Raw genomic sequence first — 20501 nt, 5'->3', positions numbered from 1 at the left:
ATTTCATTTCAGTAACCTTAAGTAGTCTTTCAATCCTATTATTATTACAATAAATTAAACCTACAGATACTATAAATACATATCTAGAAAACAATGGTAACATGTAGCCAAAAAAAAAGAACGCTAAATAAGCGTTCTTTTTTTTGGTAAATAGTAATTCTACTAGTCTGCTATCTCTATTGGAATAACGTAAACTACATCTGAATTGCCTGGTTCAAGATTTTTAAAATCGATACCGTTCTTTAAAAATTCTTTTAATTGACTATTGGTAGATTCAATTGATAATAACCTATACATACCATCTTCTGCAACGGCAATTTTAATTTCAGCTTTGGCACCTCGTATTTGATCAGGTATTGCTTCATCGGCTAACATTTCATGAATTTGAGCAGTAATCCACTTTGTTCCTTTATCCTCATTCGACTCGGTATCATGAGCCGTAACAGTTCCAATCCCAAATGCTAACATTGCGATTAAAATAATTTTGACTTTTTTCATACTATATATTTTAAAGGTTTGAAATTATACATATATATTGCTTATACCACAAAATAACATATTTAAAATATTAATATGATAATTTTAACATCTATTTAATATTAAATTGATAAAATATATAGCTTTTAGCTATATAAACTACATTTTCAATAATAACATTAATCTTAAAACAAAAAAAAGACCATTCAAAATGAATGGTCTTTATATAATTATGATAAGCAAACTTGTTTAAGCCAATACAGCTTTTACTTTATCTGCAGCCTCTTGAAACTGTACAGCAGATTGTACTGCAAGTCCAGAGTTATCAATAATCTCTTTTGCTAACTCAGCGTTAGTACCTTGTAATCTTACGATAATCGGCACTTTAATTGAGTCGCCCATATTCTTATAAGCATCAACAATACCTTGCGCTACACGATCACAACGAACGATACCACCAAAAATATTGATTAGAATAGCCTTAACATTAGGGTCTTTTAAGATAATTCTAAAAGCTTCTTCAACTCTTTTAGCATCTGCTGTACCACCAACATCTAAGAAGTTAGCTGGCTCACCACCCGCCATTTTAATTAAATCCATAGTTGCCATTGCAAGACCTGCACCGTTAACCATACAACCAACGTTACCGTCAAGATCTACATAGTTAAGACCAACTTCTCTTGCTTCAACTTCAATAGCATTCTCTTCTCTAAGATCACGCATATCGGCATACTTCTTTCTTCGGTATAGTGCATTATCATCGATAGAAACCTTAGCATCAACAGCCATGATCAAATCATCAGAAGTTTTTAATACTGGGTTAATTTCGAACATATTAGAATCACTTTCTACATATGCTTTATATAATGATGCAACGAATTTTGTCATTTCTTTGAACGCAGTACCTGAAAGACCTAAGTTAAAAGCAATTTTTCTTGCTTGAAAACCTAATAGACCTGTAGCTGGATCAATTTCTTCTGTAAAAATTAAGTGCGGAGTGCTTTCAGCAACCTCTTCAATGTCCATACCACCTTCTGTAGAATACATGATCATATTCTTACCAGTAGCTCTGTTCAATACAACAGACATATAGAATTCACTAGTTTCGCTTTCGCCTGGGTAGTAAACATCTTCGGCAACCAATACTTGGTGTACTTTTTTACCTTCCGCAGAAGTTTGCGGTGTAATTAAGTTCATACCAATAATCTGGTTTGCTATCTCTTCTACCTCTTTTAGGTTTTTGGCTAATTTAACTCCACCACCTTTACCACGACCACCTGCGTGTACTTGCGCTTTTATAACATGCCATCCAGTTCCGGTTTCAGCAGTTAATTGCTTTGCAGCCTCAACAGCCTCTTTTGCATTTTGGGCAACTATTCCTCTTTGGATGCGCACCCCAAAACTTGCTAATATCTCTTTTCCTTGATATTCGTGAAGGTTCATATATATGGTGAATTTAATTGTTAAGCAAAAATAGGAAACAGGAAGTAATAATCTAAAAATACTGGTGATTAATTAGAATAACTAGTATAATTAACCTGATAAAAACCCAAATCGCTTGCAATACGATTGAATTTTGTACCTGAAAAACGACCTAAATCTCTAAATCTTTAAAATCTAATGGGTCAAAATTTTTGAAATGACCATTAAGTTCGATTGTTTTTTTGGTTCTGTTCACTTCAGAAAGTACCGTAATCGTAGAAGTTAAATGCAGACTTATAAAATTAAGTCGATCATTTTCTGAAGGTATCTGTAATAGTTGATACTCTTGCTCAAAAGACAATCCTATTTTGTGGGCCAGCGTAAAACTATTAAATTCTTTTACGTTGAGTTTGGTATATGGCACATCCATAATAGCATATAACTGCTCTATACCATTGATAATAGTTTGCTTTTTTTCTTCGGATGCTTCATAATCGTACTCCAACAACTTTACAATTCCACCAGAATATAACTTATCATCCATGATATTGTCGAAAGCCAGCAATTTAAATACTTGCCTCGCAACACATACCACATCCATCTCTCCGGTTTCGTACGTTGTCACCACTTCTACCAGCTGTACTTCTACCCCATATTCCATCTTATTATTTATAAAAACTGGTATACCAAAAGTAATCGCCTCATCTCTACAATCTTGTATTAATTGTTTGTAGCGATTTTCAAAAACATGCAGCGGCACGGTCTCTCCTGGAAAGAAAATAGACTGTAATGGAAACAAAGGTAATTTCATGTGCTAAATGTACAAAGGACTTTATTTAGCACCAAAATAAATACAATCTTCAAAAGTTACAAATATCACAATTTGTTATTTTTATCATTTTTATGTTATTATTTTTGTTCTTGATGAATTAGAAAAGTAACTTTGAGCAAAATTGTATAGTATGAGAAATGAGGATTTATTGCAAATCGCAAAAACCTATGGTGATCCGGTATATGTTTATGATTCGGAAAAAATAGTTTCACAGTTCAATAGACTGACCAAAGCATTTGGTTCTGTAAAGAAATTGCAACTTAACTATGCAGCCAAGGCACTTTCTAATATTACTATTTTAAGATTAATGAATAGTTTAGGTAGTGGTTTAGATACCGTATCTATACAAGAAGTACAATTAGGATTATTAGCTGGTTTCAAACCAGAGTCAATCATATTTACCCCTAACGGAGTTTCTTTGGAAGAAATTGAACAAGCAGCAAAATTGGGTGTTCGTATTAATATCGACAACCTTTCTATATTAGAGCAGTTTGGTAGCAAGCATCCTAAAATACCTGTTTGTATTCGTATCAATCCGCATGTAATGGCGGGCGGAAATTCTAATATTTCTGTAGGTCATATAGATTCTAAATTCGGAATCAGTATTCATCAAATTCCGCATTTACTTCGTATTGTAGAATTAACTAAAATGAATATCAACGGTATTCACATGCATACAGGTAGCGACATTTTAGATATCGACGTTTTCTTATATGCCTCTGAAATTTTGTTTGATACTGCACGTAATTTCAAAAATCTTGATTTTATAGATTTCGGTAGCGGCTTCAAAGTACCTTATAAAGAAGGTGATATTGAAACCAATGTTGAAGAACTAGGTAAAAAATTAAGTACTCGTTTTAATGAGTTCTGTAAAGAATACGGCAAAGATTTGACATTGGCTTTTGAGCCAGGTAAATTTTTAGTGAGTGAAGCAGGTGTTTTTCTTGCAAAAGTAAATGTGGTTAAACAAACGACATCAACAGTATTTGCAAGTGTAGATTCTGGTTTTAATCATTTAATAAGACCCATGCTTTACGGCGCTACGCATACCATTAATAACATTTCTAATCCAAAAGGCAGAGAACGTTATTATTCTGTTGTAGGGTATATCTGTGAGACCGATACTTTTGCCAGTAATAAAAGAATAAACGAGATCACTGAAGGCGATATTCTTTGCTTTAAAAATGCAGGTGCCTATTGCTTTACCATGGCAAGTAACTACAACTCGAGATTTAGACCAGCAGAAGTTCTTTGGCATAAAGGGAAGGCAGTTCTTATATGTGAAAGAGAAACTTTTGAAGATTTAATTCGCAATCAAGTTGACGTAAAAGATTTGTTCGCTGTTAAAGAAACAGCTAAAGTGAAATAAAGCACTTAAAAATACGTTAGTTTTGGTATACTAGTTGGACTAAACACTCAAATAAAACTCATGAAGACGTATTCTTTATCTTTTTCCAAATCATTTTTATTTTTAGCCGTACTTTTTGTATCGGCTGCAAGTTATACACAAGAGGTAAATTGGATTTCTTGGGACGAGGCTGCTAAATTAACAGCAACCGATAAAAACCCAAAGAAAGTCTTTATCGATGTGTACACCGATTGGTGTGGATGGTGCAAGAAAATGGATAAGGACACTTTTCAAAATGCTGAAGTAGCTGCTTATATGGCAGAGAATTACTACATGGTTAAATTTGATGGAGAAGGTAAAGATCCTATCGAATACAAAGGGAAGACATACAAGTTTGTTCCCTCTGGCAGAAAAGGTTATCATGAATTTGCAGCAGCCTTAATGCAAGGTCGATTAAGTTACCCAACTACTATTTTCTTAGACGAAGAATTAAACATGCTTTCTCCAATACCTGGCTATCAAAAACCAGAGCCATTCCTAGAAATAGCTCGTTATTTTGGTAGTGACATATACAAAGAAAAAGACTGGAAAGCCTATACTGGCGAAGCTGGTAAATAATTATTAGACTATACACTTGTCTACTATAGTCATTACATATCTCTAATGACTCATCTATAAAGTTATTCTCATTTAAAGTTATAAGTTGTTGAAAAATTGGAAAGTAATTTCCATTAAAGTACTTTCACAACAACGTATAACTCTAACTTATGAAGTACCTATTTTACGCTAGTTTTTTAGTTGTATTTTTTATTTCGTGCGCTAACGAAAAGGACTCGGCAAAGCCACTTGAACCTGGAGTATCAGAAGCTATGGCAACCCAAAGAGCTTCACAAATCTCAAATGTTCATTACAACCTAAGTTTTGACATCCCTAAAGAACAGGAAGCCCCTATACCTTCTCAACTTGTTTTAAATTTTGATCTTGAGCAACTTCGAGAACCTGTTTACCTAGATTTTAAAGAGGAGACTTCAAATATAAAATCGGTATCTATTAATGAAACAGATGTCGCTATTCTTCATGAAAAGGAACATATCATTTTACCAAAGGAGTATTTATTAAAGGGGAATAATACTATTACCATTGCCTTTAATGCCGGTGAACTTTCTTTAAATAGAAATGAAGATTACCTATATACCTTATTAGTACCGGATCGTGCAAGAACACTTTTCCCTTGTTTTGACCAACCTAATATAAAAGGTATTTATACGCTGAATATTACAGCACCGAAAGACTGGAAAGTTTTATGTGGTGCAAAAGAAGCAAAGCAAACTCAGAAAGGAGACTACACACAACATAATTTTAGTGCTTCTGATCAAATGAGCACCTATCTATTTTCGTTTGTGGCAGGCAAATTTGAATCTGTAACTCAAAAACCGGCAAATATGGATATGACCATGTTATACCGAGAAACCGATAGCACAAAAATTAAGTACAGCTTAGACTCCATCTTTGATCTACATCAGCAATCCCTATCATTTTTAGAGAAGTATACCGCATATCCTTTCCCTTTTCAAAAAATGGATTTTGCCGCAATACCCGGATTTCAATATGGCGGAATGGAACATGTTGGTGCCATTCAATACAGAGAGAGTTCGCTCTTTTTAGATGAAAGCGCAACCGCAAATAATAAATTGAGCCGTGCAAAACTAATTGCTCACGAAACATCGCACATGTGGTTTGGCGATTTAGTTACTATGAATTGGTTTAATGATGTTTGGATGAAAGAGGTGTTTGCCAATTTCATGGCAGATAAAATTATGAATCCCGCTTTCCCAGATATAGACCATCAATTGGCTTTCATGATCACCCACTACCCCAATGCTTATGGTGAAGACAGAACATTGGGTACAAACCCTATTCGCCAAGACTTAGAAAACCTCAACAACGCAGGTTCACTTTACGGTAGTATCATTTACAACAAGGCGCCAATAATGATGCGTCAACTAGAAACCGTTTTAGGTAAAGAGGCATTTCAAACAGGCATTCAAGAATACATTAAAACCTTTGCATTCAAGAATGCTGTTTGGGGTGAGTTAATTGACATTCTAGACAAAAAATCAGCTACAGATATGGTCGCATGGAGCGATGTCTGGGTTAATAACTCTAGTAGACCCATTTTTAGTGACGTTATAGAATATGATGGTGATGACAACATCACATCCTTCAAACTATCTCAAAAAGCAGAAGACAAATCAAATCATTCGTGGCCACAGAAATTTGAAGTGCTGTTTCTTTATCCTGAAAACACAAAAACGTTAACCGTCAATATGATTGATAGCGAATTGGTTATAGAAGAGGCTATTGGTTTACCTAGACCAAGTTCAATACTTTATAATTCAAACGCCGAAGGTTACGGAGTGTTTCCTATTCAAGAAAAAGATCTAGATATTATACCGACCATAAATGACCAAGTGGCTCGTGGTTACGCCTATATTAATGTGTATGAGAATATGCTAAATGGTAGTATTACTCCCGATGTAGCAATAAAACTATACTCAAAAGGGCTAATTAATGAAAAGAATGAATTATTAATCAATCTCATCTCTAGGTATACCACTTCAATTTTTTGGCAGTACTTAATTGTAGAAAAGCGCCTATTTTATCAGAAAGAAATTAGTGAGCAAGTATGGTCTAAATTACAAGAAGAATTACCTGCTAATATTAAAAAGACCTTATACTCCACCTACACATCAATTGGATACACTGATATTTCATTAGACCATTTATATAAAATTTGGAAGAAAGAATTTGTGATCAATAATTTAAAACTTAACGATGACAACTTTACTGAATTGGCGATAGATTTAGCCTTGTACGGACACCCAGAAAGTGAAAACATTTTAAAAACAGCAGAAGAGGCAATTAGCAATAATGACAAATTAAACAGATTTAAGTTCTTATTACCGTCTTTATCGAAAGATCAACAAACTAGTAAAGATTTTTTCGAGTCATTAGAAATAGAAGAAAACCGAGCTAAAGAGCCATGGGTGGCTAATGCAATGAATAATTTAAATCACCCTTTACATCAAAAAGAATCCATTCAATATCTAAGGGCGAGTCTAGACTTGGTTGATGAAATACAAAAAACAGGTGATATCTTTTTCCCAAAAAGATGGTTAAGTAGCACTATAGGTAATTACACTTCACCAGAAGCTTATGAAATTTTAGAGCATTTTCTAGATGAGAATCCTGAATTAAATTCATCTTTAAAATCAAAAGTACTTCAAGCTTCAGATGATTTGAGAAGAGTTCAACTTTTACAAAAACCTATTGACACCTCTTTAGATTAAATTATAAGACATAAAAAAAGAGGCCTAAAAGGCCTCTTTTTTTATATGTAATACTATATTTTCTATCTACTATAATTAGGACTCTCTTTAGTGATAGTAACATCATGTGGATGACTTTCGTTAATACCACTAGCGGTAATTTTAACGAACCTGCCTGTCTCTTGTAAAGTGGCAATATCTTTTGCTCCACAATATCCCATTCCGGCTTTTAACCCGCCAATAAACTGGTGAATACTTTCATATAGTTCCCCTTTATAAGGCACACGACCTACAATACCTTCTGGTACTAATTTTTTAATATCATCTTCAACATCTTGAAAATAACGATCCTTACTACCTTGCTTCATCGCTTCAACAGAACCCATACCTCGGTAAGATTTAAACTTTCTACCTTCATAGATAATCGTTTCTCCCGGAGATTCTTTTGTTCCTGCTAAAAGTGACCCTAGCATTACCGTATCTGCACCTGCTGCAATCGCTTTAGGGATATCACCCGTATAACGAATTCCGCCATCTGCAATTACTGGAACACCTGAACCTTTTATAGCTGCTGCTACTTCTAATACCGCAGAGAACTGAGGAAAACCAACACCTGCAACAACTCTTGTTGTACAAATTGAACCCGGACCAATACCAACTTTAACGGCATCTGCACCTGCATCTACCAAATATTTTGCTGCCGCACCTGTAGCGATATTACCGACGATAACATCTAGATTAGGAAATTTCTTCTTTACTGCTTTTAACACCTCTACCACTCCTTTGGTATGACCATGAGCAGTATCGATCACCACTGCATCTACACCTGCATTAACCAATGCTTCTGCTCTTTCTACAGCATCGGCTGTAACACCTAAAGCTGCTGCAACACGAAGCCTACCGAACTGATCTTTATTGGCGCTAGGCTTTTGAGTAAGTTTTGTAATATCACGAAATGTGATCAAACCTACCAACTTATAGTTCTTATCTACGACAGGTAATTTTTCGATTTTGTGCTCTTGCAATATATCTTCCGCCTCTGAAAGTGAAGTCCCTTCTGCAGCTGTCACCAAATTCTCTGAAGTCATTACCTCAGAAATTGGTCTTTCATTATTTTTCTCGAAACGTAAATCTCTATTAGTTACAATACCTAAAAGTTTACCATTGGCATCTACGATCGGGATACCTCCAATACCGTACTCCTTCATACTAGCTTTAGCATTTTGTACTTTAGAGTCAAGCGGCAAAGTAACAGGATCTAAGATCATACCACTTTCAGCTCTTTTCACCTTTCTCACCTTCATTGCCTGTTGCTCAATACTCATATTTTTGTGCAACACACCAATACCACCTTCTTGAGCCATGGCAATTGCCATTCTAGACTCCGTAACCGTATCCATCGCTGCCGATATAATAGGTACATTTATAGTAATATTTCTTGTGAATTTTGTCTGAATACTGACTTCTCTTGGAAGCACTTCAGAATATGCAGGTACTAATAATACGTCGTCGTACGTTAGACCTTCTCCTAGAATTTTGTTTTGGTGGGCTTGCATAGCAATTAAGGATTTAATTGCGTGCAAATATAGTGAATATAGTTGGTTTTTAAATTCTTCATGAAACCTTAGTAAAAGCTTCACATTAATTAAACATCAGTAGTTTAAAAATACCGATAACCGAAACACCATAAGTAACCACAAAAAATTAAGATTAGTATTCTAAAGTTTAAATTGCAGTGTTGTGTAAAACGTTCTAGGTTCTGAAGGTATAATACCCGGACCAGGATAACCGGTAGCTCTGCGTGTAAAATAACTGTTGTTAAACACGTTGTTTATACCTGCTTCAAGCTTCCAGTTCTTGTATGTATATGCTAATGAAAAATCAAGAATATCATAAGCTGGTATTTCGCCCTCAATTCCTCTTTGGTTATCATTAACATCTTGCGGAGCATTGGTAGCATCTGTAAACTGTCTTGATAAATATGTATACTGTAAGCTTCCAAGTAAGTTATCATAGCCAAAATTTAATCCTGTTTTTAAATTTACAGCCGGTATAAACTCAACATTATTACCTTCTACATTTGTCTCTTCTGAAGATAAATATTCAGATTCTGTAAGGGCAAGGTTTAAAAAGTAGTTCAATTTTAATTTATCATTTCCAGTAAAAAAAGTTTCCTTGATGCTCCAGTTTCCAAAGCTTTCTAATCCATACATAAAAGCAGTACCTATATTACCACGAAAACGAATAATGCTTCCCGTCTCAACTTCTACGCCAGCTGCATTTATCTGAGTTTCACTTTTAAGAATTTCTCCAAGTCTATTGTCATACAACAGACCAAAAGCACTTACATCATAAGAAAAAACATTTTTATGCCTTCCACGCAACCCTAAATCTGCAGTAAAACCATCTTCATCACTAATGTTCTCATCTACTTGAAAAGAAGGATTTACAACCCTAATATCACTAAAGGTTACCGACCTATAGTTTTGAGAAAAATTGCCGTAAAATTCTACACTTGGGTTTAGTTTATACGTAGCACCTAAACCAAGTAATAAAAATGTTCTATCAAAAGCCCTATTATCTTCTACATCTTCATTTAGCAATGAGTTAACCGCCAAATCTAAAACGATGTTCTTATAGCTGCCTATACTTTCTGTATTAATATGCTCTAATCTAAAACCAGGTGTTAATGTCAATTTAGTATTTATATTGAAAATATTCTCTCCAAAAAAAGCAAGGTTGGAATTTGGAAAGTTAAATTGAGACTGCCTTTCATAATTAGGAAACTCATCATCAGCGAAATTAAAATCGGCATTTGCAGCTGTTGTTCCAGGCCCCTGTCTTTGATTATTATCTGTTCTATATATTTTAGACCCAACCAATAGGGCAGATTCTGTTTCACCAAGCTTATACCTAGTAAGCAATCTAGCCTCTGCACCCCAGTTTTGAAAATTATCTATTAGTAATTCTCTTGGCTCTTCAACATCATCTGGCTGTGAAACCCTGTTGGTTCTAAACCCAAGTGCACTTCTTGATGCATCTAAGCCAAACACATTTAAGCTAAAATCCATTTTTGAAGAGAATTTGTGATCTAAACGAAGTGAATATAATTTCCAATCAACATCGAACCAATTTCTATCCCTATTACTAAAAGTTGGATATTCAATAAATTGGGCATCTGTAAGACCACCTGGCTGTTGCGCCAAATAATTAAGAAATGTAGTCTCTAGTGTAACCTTCGTTTTATCTGAAAACTCATAACCCACGTGAGCAAAATAATTTCTGCTGTTATAATCAGAATTTGGTCTAAAACCACTCCCTTCTTTATAATTGAAATAGGTATAGTAACTTACTTTACCAACAGTACCACTTAAGCTATTGAAACTAGTCTTAAGGTTATAAGACCCTACCGTTTGTCTACTAACCCATTCTATTTTCTTTGTTGTATTTGGTTGCTTAAATTTAAAATTTACCAAACCACCAAACTGAGTACCATATTGCAAAGAAGCAGCTCCTCTAACTACTTGAATTTCTTCTAGCGCCTCTGCTGGAGGTGTGTAATAGCTTTCGGGATACCCTAAAACGTCTGCACTAATATCATACCCATTCTGCCTTGTATTGAAATTTGCCGTTCTATTGGGATCCAAACCTCTACCACCAATATTAAGTTGCAACCCAGCATCACCATTATCATAAATATTTAGCCCCACTACTTGACTATATATTTGCCTAGGGTTATTGGCTGCCAAATTTCCTGTTATACCCTCTAATAATACCACTTCACTTTTTTTACCTGCGTAAATTGCGGTACCATCTACTTTCTTTAATTGTTTTAAAGCAAAAACTTCTTCTCTTTTCTGCGTAAGTACCACTTCTGACAGGTTTTGAGTTTTTAATTGCTGCAAAACTATATTGAATGTCGTATTAGCGTTGACAACGAGATCTTGTTCTAAAATCTCGAATTCATATGCAAATGCAACAAGTGTATAAGTACCAGAACTTAAGTTATCTAGCACATAATCACCTTGAGAATTGGCAGTTTCTAAGCGTTCTAATTCTTTAATATACAGTTCTGCATCTGGTATTGGCTCGCCTTCTGTATCCAATACTTGCCCAGTAATACTAAATTGCCCAAAAACAGGGAACGACAGAAATACTAACAATAGCAAAAAACTAAATTCCTTTAATCTCATCTTTAAATGGTGTTATCCAATTCTTATGTAAAAAAGACTCTTCCTCCTTTGACAAATCAATGGTAGAATCTATATATTTTGTACTTAATCTTCCGTTTAAACTTACTTGGCAGTCTACATATACTTGTACATTTTCATGTCCATCGTTTTCAAAATGTTCTTTCAAAAAATGAGCATATTCCAATATAAAGTCTGGCTGAAAAGCCATTTGTTTTTCTTGAATAGGAGTTAAAAAATCTGAATTATTCACATAAAACCATCGACCCGTATCTCCATTCACTATTTTAAATTGCGCATATCCCGTTTTTTCCATTAACATAACACGCCATGAAAAACGATACCCCTCTTCTGTCCAAAACAACTCTCCCGGATACAATACGTATCTAAATGGCAACAATAGCTGTAAACAAAAGAAAAGTGCTAATATTCCATATTTTATTTTAATTTTAAAAGTCGGTATTTGCTTAAAAACTTTCCCTGTATTGAAACTACTAGAATCAATCTTAAAAAGTTTGGAAATGAAGCCTATTATTTTTAAATGAATACTGGCATCGAAAAATATCATGGCAGATATGATCATTACAAAAGGAAAAACTCCAATTGGGAACAACACCCTAGTAAGCACGTGAAATATTACCACCATTACGAATGCAAAAGTTCTCGTCTTTTTATTGAGAAGTAAAAAAGGAATACATAAATCGAACAAAGCACCTGACCAACTAAAAGCATAGTGCACCCACTCTTCGCCAAGAAAACTACCAATTAAGGGAGTATCAAATTTAGAGGGCAACCATATTTTTAAAGGCATGGCTTTTAGCAACCAATCTGAATTTAATTTTGCTAAACCTGCATAAAAATATACGATACCTAATAACAACTTTATGCTGTTTATAGTCCAACTTGGTATGTATTGAAAAGCTTTATTGGAGTTCCTATAAGCATCTAAAGAATAGTAGGCATTTGCCGGTAAAAAAATCATCAAAAAACTTAACAGACTAATAAAATAGTAATGATTTAAATACGTCGTCTTATCCATAAGCTCTATATAGGTAAAGCTTAAAAAGAAAACTATAATAGCCAGTTTATACCTATAACCTAGAACTACCAATATGGCAGAAATTGCACAAACGATAAAAATTAAATAAGTGAATTCGCCAATTGGTTTTACCCATTCAAATCCATAATAGGAGAAAAAGAACTTTGGTTGCAGATAAAATTTATCAATCCACCCATAAGCCCAAAATCTAACAATACTTAAAAGCATCATTAAACCAAATAAAATACGAAAGACCGCCAATGGGGCGGCCTCTACGGGAGCTTTTATATATGTATCTATTATCGATTTCATTAATCACCATCTGCATCAACAAAATCAATACTGATACTCATGGCAGAAACCATGTCTACCTTTAACATTGGCACTGCTTTTTGCACTTCGTCGTATGCTAAAAACATAGCAGTTGGCGTATTATTATTTTCAATTTCCTCTCTAAAGGCTGCCAAATCTTGAACCATATCTCTTGCCGTATTGAATTGAGTAATAATAAGAGAAGATAAATCTTCGCCATCTTTTACTGTATTCAACGCATCTAAATAAGAAGCAAGGCTTTCCCCTTCAGTTTCGGAATTAAAATGTTTACCGTTGAAAAAATCCTGAACAGCATTTAATCCTTCTAAAAATAATTCATTAGAAACAGTAGCGTCATAATACGCTTCAACATTTTGAGGTAAAGGAGCTCCAGAAAAAACACCTAAAGGAATTCCCATTTTACCTGCTCTTAAATACTTTTCATAATAAAAGATATAATCGTTTACCATACGATCTACAGAGGCAGTAGATGAAGCACCATCATTAGAAACGAACGTATCTCTATAGCCCTCTTTCCAGTCTGACAGGACAGTATCTGTTAGCGATTTCATATCTAACAAAACATCTTCTGTAAACGTAAACAGAGCATCTTTACCATCACCATTGTAGAAAGCTAATATTGATGCATCATCCTCTCCTAAACCATTCAACAAATAATCTAATGCTGGAAAACCTTTAGAGCTCCTGTTCGAAGAAAGCGATAAATCATAATTACCTGTAGAAATGTATTCATCTATATTATCGGTGTTGGTAGGATAAATATTCATATTCAACTGAAACCCTACCGTTTCTGCAGGACCAATTTCAAACATAGCAACACGTTGCCAAGATGTATAGGCATTTACCCATGCAGAGCGAAATGTCAATAAATTACTTTCATTAGCATCAACTTTAAAAGTGTTGAATGAATTTATTAAAGCATCTAAATCACCAGAAAATGCTTCATATGATGGTACGATAATATTATCGGCCCAGTTAATTAACATGGCACTACGCTCAAAAGAAACCTCAACCAACGGATCAACAATCACCGTATCATCAGTATCACTGGAACATGCCCAAACCAAGGTTAAAACAATAAAAAATCCAATAATTCTTTTCATCTCTTATTTTTATTTATTCTAATTAAATGCAAAAATAAAAAAAGCTACTCATACTTATCAGCATGAACAGCTTTTTTTTACGCTATTATTCGGCAGCTTGTGGTACCGTAAAATCAAATCTGGCTGCTATATCTTCTGAAATAGAATCTAATGTCGTTGATTCTACATTCCATAGACCATTATCACCATCATCTAACAAATCTGTTAAGAATGCATCAACCTCAGCTTTTGTAAAATAAGGATCAGCAGAGTTTGGTTTTCTAGTAAATTGTAAACTATAGATAAAACCGTATGCCTCTGAAAGTGCATGGAACGCACCACCAATATTAGGAGATTCACCGTCTAATTTTATTTTACCATTTTGTAAATAATAAACAGCTCTAATAGCGATTACTTTAGAAATATTCGCTTTGATTATTTCTGCTTGCAAATCTCTAATATCATAATCTTTGGCAACAATTGCGGCACGCCCTAATTTATAAGCGTCAAATATATCATCTGCAATGCCTTCAAAATCAGAATCTCCATTGGCACGTTCTATATATTCGTTCAAGAAACTATCTGCCCCCAAATCGGCATTAGGGTTTGCTTGATCGGCATTTAAACCATAGGCATAACCATAAGCTTCATCCCATTTGTGCTCCATCGTAGTATAGTCCGTACCTTCTTCTACTACATCTGCATCATTATTAGCAACATTGTCTGCCTCATCCAATACAGCAGTACTTAAATAGTTATTAAGTATCTGATCTGTCATTAAGCCACCTATTAATGACTTTGCGAACATTTGATTATATTCCAAACCATTCGCATTTACATAACGTGTACTTTCACCATCAGCTAATTGCCCTGCAGTACCAGCTGTAGCGGCAACTTCCCAATTAGGATAAATGTCTGTAACCTGAGCACTAATAAATCCATCAAGATCACCACGAATTATAGCTTGATCTGTTGCATTTGTAGAAAAATAATCTGCAGAAGCGGCAACCTTACTTCGAAGACTCTTATCTGACTCATTTAATGCAGCTTCTTCAAAATCGATATCTCCTTCGACATGAGCGAACATTCCACTTAAATCATCAAGCGTATTGGTTGGTATGTTAAAATTTGACAGAAGCTCTTGCCCCATTTTTATTCTAGTGGTTTGCCCATCAAAACTAACCGTAGAAGCTCCGTTTCTAGTAAATACGTAAGAATCTGGCACTTCAAATTCAACAAAACAATTGTCGCATGGAGAAAGCTCTAAACTATCATCATCAGAACTACATGAGGTAAAGGTTAAACCTGCAATGGCAGAAAAAGCCAAAAAATATTTATTCATTTTATTATCCGTTTTTATTTAGACTTGTTTTAAATAATAATGCAAACGTATAACATGTTTTAATACGAAACAAGCTTATCTGTATTAAATCTAAATAAACTTAACGTTTAAATAATATGAGGTTGAAATATAATAAGTTACCTAATGATAGGCTGTAAACAACTCAGTAGCTTTATTGTAAGAAGCTTCAAAAGCCATCCAATTAACACCCGAGTCAACTTTTTCTGAAGTAAAATAAGATAGCATTTTCTCGGTAGGCATGTTACCGGTTAAGTCATCTTTAGCCATTGGGCAACCACCGAAACCTTGTATGGCACCATCGAAACGTCTACAACCAGATTCGTAAGCAGCAGATACTTTCTCGTGCCACTTAGTTGGTGTCGTATGCAAATGTGCTCCAAATTCGATATTCGGATATTTAGGAATAAGATTCGAGAACAAATATGAAATAGTTTCGGGATCAGATGAACCAACGGTATCTGAAAGAGATAATATTTTAGCGCCCATTTTTGCTAACTTCTCTGTCCACTCCCCTACAATATCAACATCCCAAGGATCACCATAAGGATTACCAAATCCCATCGAAATATAAGTCACCACTTCTTTGTTGGCGGCATCTGCCAAGTTGAATATTTCTTGTAAAGTTTCTACAGATTGCGCAATAGTCTTATGCGTGTTACGCATTTGAAAGTTCTCTGAAATAGAAAAAGGGAAACCTAAATAATCAACTTCAGGGTGAGAAACTGCATCTTCTGCACCACGTACATTAGCTACAATAGAAAGTAGCTTTGTATTCGATTTTGATAAGTCTAATTTTGCCAAAACCTCAGCAGTATCTACCATTTGCGGTATTGCTTTTGGCGAAACAAAGCTTCCGAAATCTAAGGTATCAAAACCACAACCCAGCAGCGATTGTATATACCTTACCTTTTCATCGGTGGGTATAAACATCTTAATGCCTTGCATGGCATCTCGTGGGCATTCTACTAATTTTATCTTTGAATTAGACATTTCGTAAAAATACAAACTCTAAATAAGTATCTCCTATTAATAATTCAAATAAACTAACCGAAAAATAAATAAACAGCAATGCCAATGAAGACCACAATCTGAATCCATTTTAATATAAAGCCTGTTCGATTTTTAGTTTTTAAAAAATTTGAAATCTGACCAGATAAAATGGCGATACCACTAAACACAACCGATGAAACCAAAATAAACAGAAAACCAAGCGTATAAAATTGGAGTACAGTACTTAAAGAGTCTGAAAATAGAAATCCGGGAAAAAAGGCTAAAAAGAAAATAATCACCTTAGGGTTGAATACATTCATTATAAACCCTTGTTTATATAATGCATATAGACTTTTTTTATTCTTTGACTCTCCTTCTATTGCAATGGCATCGCCTCCTCTATAAACCATTATTGCGAGATACAATAAATACGCAGCACCAAATACTTTAATACCCGTAAATATGGTTGGGTTATCTTTTATAACCGCAGAAACACCAAATGCTAAAAGAGTAGTATGCACCAAACAACCAGACATTAAACCTGCGACAACAGCCAATCCTTGTTTTTTACCATTACTTATACTCTGTATAAGAACAAAAATATTGTCAGGACCAGGCGACAAAGACAAAACAAAGGTTGCTACAGAAAAGGCTAATAAAATATCGTAATTCAATTTTAAGGTTTTTAGTTCTACATGAAATGTACGAATAACCTATAATTACACCTATTTTTAATATCTTGTTTAAAAATCGATACACTATGAAAATCAAATTAATTGTATTACTAATTAGTATTTCATTTATGTCTAATGCTTTTGCCACGACAGATGAAAACATGACCACTACAAACATGATACAAAGCGATAGTCTTTTAAGGCATACTGTTTTTTTTAAGTTCAAAGATGGTACAACTGCCGAACAAATGAAAAAAGTAGAAGATGCTTTCAGCGCATTACCTTCAAAAATCGAACAAATAAAAGGGTATGAATGGGGATTAAACAATAGTCCAGAAGGTTTGAACAAAGGCTTTACACATGCCTTTTTTCTAACATTTGAAAGTGAGGAGGATCGCGCCATTTACTTACCGCACCCCGACCACAAAGCATTTGGCGCTGTGCTGACTCCGTTTTTAGATGATGTCTTTGTAGTTGATTACTGGACCAAAATGTAAATTAAAATCTTACATATATAAAATGCCCTTGCACAATTTGTACAAGGGCATTTATATTTTACCACAGTAATAAATATCTAAACAGCAGCTTTTTCTATAAGCGCTTTGTTAATTTCCTTTACCAAAGCCGGACCTTCATATACAAAGCCCGTCCATAATTGAATTAAATCGGCACCAGCTTCTAATTTCTCGATAGCATCTTCAGCAGAATTTATGCCACCTACACCAATAATAGGGAATGCCTTGTTACTCTTCTCCGCTAAAAAACGAATCACCTCAGTACTTCTATCTTTTAATGGAGCACCACTTAGTCCGCCAGCTTCTTCCGTTACCAAAGCATGAGATTTTAAATTCTCTCTAGAAATGGTAGTGTTAGTAGCTATAATACCATCAATAGTTGTTGTTTTTACAATATCAATAATATCTAATAATTGGCTATCGGTAAGGTCTGGCGCAATTTTTAATAAAATAGGTTTACGTACAGTCGACTTGCGTTCACTTTGTTTTGAATTCTCTATTTGAAGCTCATTTAACAGAGCCGTTAATGGCTCTTTATCTTGTAATTCTCTTAAGCCAGGTGTGTTTGGTGAACTTACATTCACAACAAAGTAATCTACATGATCGAATAAGGCATCAAAACAGATTAAGTAGTCTTTAATTGCCTCATTATTTGGTGTCACTTTGTTCTTACCAATATTACCACCAATAAGCACCTTATGGTTTTTCTTTAAATTCTCTACAGCTTCGAAAACTCCGTGGTTATTGAAACCCATTCTGTTTATGATTGCCTTATCTTCTTTTAAACGGAATAATCTTTTCTTCGGATTGCCGTCTTGCGGTTTAGGGGTAAGGGTGCCAATTTCTACGAATCCGAATCCGAAATCTGAAAGTTCATTATATAAAACAGCATTTTTATCAAACCCAGCGGCCAAACCAACCGGATTCTTAAATTTCAATCCGAATAGCTCACGTTCCAAACATTTATCTTCAATAACGAACATAGATTTAATAAGACCAGATAGTCCTATTTTAGAGAAAAACTTAATACTTGTAAAACTAATATGATGAACTTTCTCGGGATCAAGAAGAAATAAAAGAGGTCTAATAAAAAGCCTATACATGTCTATATTTTAGAAGCCGTAAAAATACAAACTGTAAATGAGAAAGTTAGTTAGAACTTATCTGTTTTCATCAACAATACTATCTGTGTACATTGTGGGCGCAACAATATAAGGAGAACGATAAGCCTCTTTACATAAAGATTGGTACAGTTCGTATTGCTTGGGGTTGAATAAAGCCAACATTTTTTTATCAGTAGTTGCTTGAACTTTTCCCAAACTATCCATGACGTCCTTGTACTTATCTGCCAATTGGCGCAATTCGGTAACACTGCTCTGCGGGTGACTGTCTTTTATATTTACCAATTCGTTATTTAGCTCATCACTTTTAGATTTTAAATCGGCACTAAGATTTTTTAATTTTTCATTTTGCAACTCATTGAATTGAAAAATTTCTGCTATAGTAGCATCATCGGTAACCCCTACCCCTAATATGCAATCTGCTTGCGAATATCCGTTTACGAAAAATAAAACAGAAGCCGTTAGTACCAAAAATCTAAAATTATTCATATCAAAATTTATAAAATCTTACGTCTACTAAATTACAATATATAAGCTTATTTTTGATAAAACCATTTACAATGCAACATATAATTGACCGTTTCATAAGCTACATTACTATTGATACGCAAAGCGATTCATCATCAGAGACCACCCCGAGTACTGAAAAACAGTGGAATTTAGCGAATAAATTAGTTGATGAATTACGTTCAATAGGCTTATCTGATGTGACCATAGATGAAAATGCCTATATCATGGCAACACTACCATCTAATGTTGAACATGATGTACCTACTATAGGCTTTATCTCGCATGTTGATACCTCTCCTGATTTTTCTGGCACTAATGTAAATCCGCAAATTATCAGAAATTACGACGGTAAAGATATTGTTCTGAATAAGGAAAAAAACATCATTCTATCATCATCCTATTTTGATGATTTACTGCAGTATATTGGTCAGACACTAATTACTACAGATGGCACAACATTGTTAGGTGCCGATGATAAAGCAGGTATTGCCGAGATTGTAACAGCTATGGAGTATTTGATCAATAATCCTAAAATAAAGCATGGCAATATAAGAATTGGGTTTACACCCGATGAAGAAATTGGTCGTGGTGCACATAAATTTGATGTAGAAAAATTTGGTGCAGAATGGGCATATACTATGGATGGTAGCCAGATTGGTGAATTGGAATATGAAAATTTCAATGCAGCAGGTGCCAAAATAACTATAAAAGGAAAAAGTGTACACCCAGGTTATGCAAAAGGCAAAATGGTAAATTCACTTTTAATAGCCAATAAAATTATAAGCGATTTACCCAAGCACGAAGTACCTGAAGAAACATCTGGTAGAGAAGGCTTTTTTCATGTACATCATTTTGACGGAGAAATCGAAAATGCAACTGTAGAGCTAATAATTAGAGATCACGATTTAAAGCATTTTGAGCAACGTAAACAATTAGTAAAAGACATCGTCCAAAAATTTAATAACGTTTACGACAATTGTATTGAGCTAGAATTAAAAGATCAATACTTTAATATGAAAGAAAAGGTAGAACCTGTTTTTCATATTGTAGAAATCGCTAAAAAGGCAATGCAAGATATCGGCATAAAACCAATTATTAAACCAATACGCGGTGGCACCGATGGTTCTCAGTTAAGTTATATGGGCTTACCTTGCCCTAACATATTTGCTGGCGGACATAATTTTCACGGTAAGTATGAATATGTGCCCGTAGAGAGTATGCAAAAAGCGGTTGAAGTTATTGTACGTATTTGTGAGCTAACAGCAAATCAATGATA

The 20501-nt window shown here is 34.5% G+C and carries 17 protein-coding genes; 5 read left to right on the top strand and 12 right to left on the bottom strand.

The annotated features are described in order from the left end of the window. Positions 1-162: 162 nt before the first annotated feature. The 3 genes from ACPF9A_RS15690 to ACPF9A_RS15680 all read right to left on the bottom strand — a co-directional run bounded on the left by ACPF9A_RS15690 (position 163) and on the right by ACPF9A_RS15680 (position 2710). Positions 163-498, bottom strand: coding sequence for a hypothetical protein (locus tag ACPF9A_RS15690; RefSeq protein WP_423998415.1), 336 nt, complete (start codon positions 496-498; stop codon positions 163-165). Positions 499-726: 228 nt separating this feature from the next. Beyond that, complete coding sequence (gene sucC, locus ACPF9A_RS15685) at positions 727-1920, bottom strand: ADP-forming succinate--CoA ligase subunit beta (protein WP_423998414.1); 1194 nt, start codon at positions 1918-1920, stop codon at positions 727-729. 151 nt (positions 1921-2071) lie between these two features. Then, positions 2072-2710 carry an LON peptidase substrate-binding domain-containing protein gene (locus ACPF9A_RS15680; protein WP_423998413.1) on the bottom strand — a complete coding sequence of 213 codons (639 nt, stop codon included), beginning with the start codon at positions 2708-2710 and terminating at the stop codon, positions 2072-2074. Positions 2711-2861: 151 nt separating this feature from the next. Between ACPF9A_RS15680 and lysA the strand changes: the two genes are divergently transcribed. The 3 genes from lysA to ACPF9A_RS15665 all read left to right on the top strand — a co-directional run bounded on the left by lysA (position 2862) and on the right by ACPF9A_RS15665 (position 7429). After that, on the top strand, positions 2862-4100 hold the full coding sequence (lysA, locus tag ACPF9A_RS15675) for a diaminopimelate decarboxylase (protein WP_423998412.1): 1239 nt from the start codon (positions 2862-2864) through the stop codon (positions 4098-4100). A gap of 60 nt (positions 4101-4160) precedes the next feature. Beyond that, the gene (locus ACPF9A_RS15670; protein WP_423998411.1) at positions 4161-4697 is read left to right on the top strand and encodes a thioredoxin family protein; all 537 of its coding nucleotides are present in this window, start codon (positions 4161-4163) and stop codon (positions 4695-4697) included. Positions 4698-4846: 149 nt separating this feature from the next. Beyond that, complete coding sequence (locus tag ACPF9A_RS15665) at positions 4847-7429, top strand: M1 family metallopeptidase (RefSeq protein ID WP_423998410.1); 2583 nt, start codon at positions 4847-4849, stop codon at positions 7427-7429. Between the two features lie 62 nt (positions 7430-7491). Here the strand turns inward: ACPF9A_RS15665 and guaB are convergent, their stop codons facing one another. The 7 genes from guaB to ACPF9A_RS15630 form a co-directional block, all read right to left on the bottom strand. Continuing rightward, entirely contained in the window at positions 7492-8964 is a 1473-nt protein-coding gene (gene guaB, locus ACPF9A_RS15660) for an IMP dehydrogenase (protein ID WP_423998409.1), read from the bottom strand. Positions 8965-9126: 162 nt separating this feature from the next. Continuing rightward, positions 9127-11601 (bottom strand): TonB-dependent receptor domain-containing protein, encoded by a 2475-nt coding sequence (locus ACPF9A_RS15655; protein WP_423998408.1) that lies wholly within the window; start codon positions 11599-11601, stop codon positions 9127-9129. Further along, positions 11582-12949: an HTTM domain-containing protein gene (locus ACPF9A_RS15650; RefSeq protein ID WP_423998407.1), complete on the bottom strand. Its 1368-nt coding sequence runs from the start codon at positions 12947-12949 to the stop codon at positions 11582-11584. Before ACPF9A_RS15650 ends, ACPF9A_RS15655 begins: the two co-directional genes overlap by 20 nt. Then, on the bottom strand, positions 12949-14073 hold the full coding sequence (locus ACPF9A_RS15645; protein WP_423998406.1) for an imelysin family protein: 1125 nt from the start codon (positions 14071-14073) through the stop codon (positions 12949-12951). Before ACPF9A_RS15645 ends, ACPF9A_RS15650 begins: the two co-directional genes overlap by 1 nt. An 85-nt stretch (positions 14074-14158) precedes the next feature. Next, positions 14159-15394 (bottom strand): DUF4856 domain-containing protein, encoded by a 1236-nt coding sequence (locus ACPF9A_RS15640; RefSeq protein WP_423998405.1) that lies wholly within the window; start codon positions 15392-15394, stop codon positions 14159-14161. Between the two features lie 141 nt (positions 15395-15535). Continuing rightward, complete coding sequence (locus ACPF9A_RS15635; protein ID WP_423998404.1) at positions 15536-16405, bottom strand: hydroxymethylglutaryl-CoA lyase; 870 nt, start codon at positions 16403-16405, stop codon at positions 15536-15538. Positions 16406-16458: 53 nt separating this feature from the next. Next, entirely contained in the window at positions 16459-17079 is a 621-nt protein-coding gene (locus ACPF9A_RS15630) for a LysE family translocator (protein ID WP_423998403.1), read from the bottom strand. A gap of 86 nt (positions 17080-17165) precedes the next feature. On the opposite strand from ACPF9A_RS15630, the gene ACPF9A_RS15625 reads away from it, so the two are divergent. Next, on the top strand, positions 17166-17576 hold the full coding sequence (locus ACPF9A_RS15625) for a Dabb family protein (RefSeq protein WP_423998402.1): 411 nt from the start codon (positions 17166-17168) through the stop codon (positions 17574-17576). Positions 17577-17653: 77 nt separating this feature from the next. On the opposite strand, the gene ACPF9A_RS15620 is transcribed toward ACPF9A_RS15625, so the two are convergent. Together ACPF9A_RS15620 and ACPF9A_RS15615 are read right to left on the bottom strand one after the other, a co-directional pair. Then, on the bottom strand, positions 17654-18697 hold the full coding sequence (locus tag ACPF9A_RS15620) for a quinone-dependent dihydroorotate dehydrogenase (protein ID WP_423998401.1): 1044 nt from the start codon (positions 18695-18697) through the stop codon (positions 17654-17656). A gap of 57 nt (positions 18698-18754) precedes the next feature. Continuing rightward, positions 18755-19204, bottom strand: a complete 450-nt coding sequence (locus ACPF9A_RS15615; RefSeq protein ID WP_423998400.1) for a hypothetical protein — start codon at positions 19202-19204, stop codon at positions 18755-18757. 71 nt (positions 19205-19275) lie between these two features. On the opposite strand from ACPF9A_RS15615, the gene pepT reads away from it, so the two are divergent. After that, a complete protein-coding gene (gene pepT, locus ACPF9A_RS15610) occupies positions 19276-20499 on the top strand; it encodes a peptidase T (protein ID WP_423998399.1) in 1224 nt (407 codons plus the stop codon). Positions 20500-20501: the final 2 nt, after the last annotated feature.

The sequence above is a fragment of the Maribacter sp. IgM3_T14_3 genome, assembly GCF_049603095.1.
GTDB lineage: Bacteria > Bacteroidota > Bacteroidia > Flavobacteriales > Flavobacteriaceae > Maribacter.
This window is presented reverse-complemented; position numbering and strand designations above follow the sequence as displayed.

Coding starts and splice junctions, on each gene's coding strand:
- ACPF9A_RS15640 (WP_423998405.1), bottom strand. CDS start 15,394: ATGAATAAATATTTTTTGGCTTTTTCTGCCATTGCAGGTTTAACCTTT.
- guaB (WP_423998409.1), bottom strand. CDS start 8,964: ATGCAAGCCCACCAAAACAAAATTCTAGGAGAAGGTCTAACGTACGAC.
- ACPF9A_RS15645 (WP_423998406.1), bottom strand. CDS start 14,073: ATGAAAAGAATTATTGGATTTTTTATTGTTTTAACCTTGGTTTGGGCA.
- ACPF9A_RS15690 (WP_423998415.1), bottom strand. CDS start 498: ATGAAAAAAGTCAAAATTATTTTAATCGCAATGTTAGCATTTGGGATT.
- ACPF9A_RS15655 (WP_423998408.1), bottom strand. CDS start 11,601: ATGAGATTAAAGGAATTTAGTTTTTTGCTATTGTTAGTATTTCTGTCG.
- lysA (WP_423998412.1), top strand. CDS start 2,862: ATGAGAAATGAGGATTTATTGCAAATCGCAAAAACCTATGGTGATCCG.
- pepT (WP_423998399.1), top strand. CDS start 19,276: ATGCAACATATAATTGACCGTTTCATAAGCTACATTACTATTGATACG.
- ACPF9A_RS15680 (WP_423998413.1), bottom strand. CDS start 2,710: ATGAAATTACCTTTGTTTCCATTACAGTCTATTTTCTTTCCAGGAGAG.
- ACPF9A_RS15615 (WP_423998400.1), bottom strand. CDS start 19,204: ATGAATAATTTTAGATTTTTGGTACTAACGGCTTCTGTTTTATTTTTC.
- ACPF9A_RS15670 (WP_423998411.1), top strand. CDS start 4,161: ATGAAGACGTATTCTTTATCTTTTTCCAAATCATTTTTATTTTTAGCC.
- ACPF9A_RS15625 (WP_423998402.1), top strand. CDS start 17,166: ATGAAAATCAAATTAATTGTATTACTAATTAGTATTTCATTTATGTCT.
- ACPF9A_RS15665 (WP_423998410.1), top strand. CDS start 4,847: ATGAAGTACCTATTTTACGCTAGTTTTTTAGTTGTATTTTTTATTTCG.
- ACPF9A_RS15650 (WP_423998407.1), bottom strand. CDS start 12,949: ATGAAATCGATAATAGATACATATATAAAAGCTCCCGTAGAGGCCGCC.
- ACPF9A_RS15620 (WP_423998401.1), bottom strand. CDS start 18,697: ATGTATAGGCTTTTTATTAGACCTCTTTTATTTCTTCTTGATCCCGAG.
- ACPF9A_RS15635 (WP_423998404.1), bottom strand. CDS start 16,405: ATGTCTAATTCAAAGATAAAATTAGTAGAATGCCCACGAGATGCCATG.
- sucC (WP_423998414.1), bottom strand. CDS start 1,920: ATGAACCTTCACGAATATCAAGGAAAAGAGATATTAGCAAGTTTTGGG.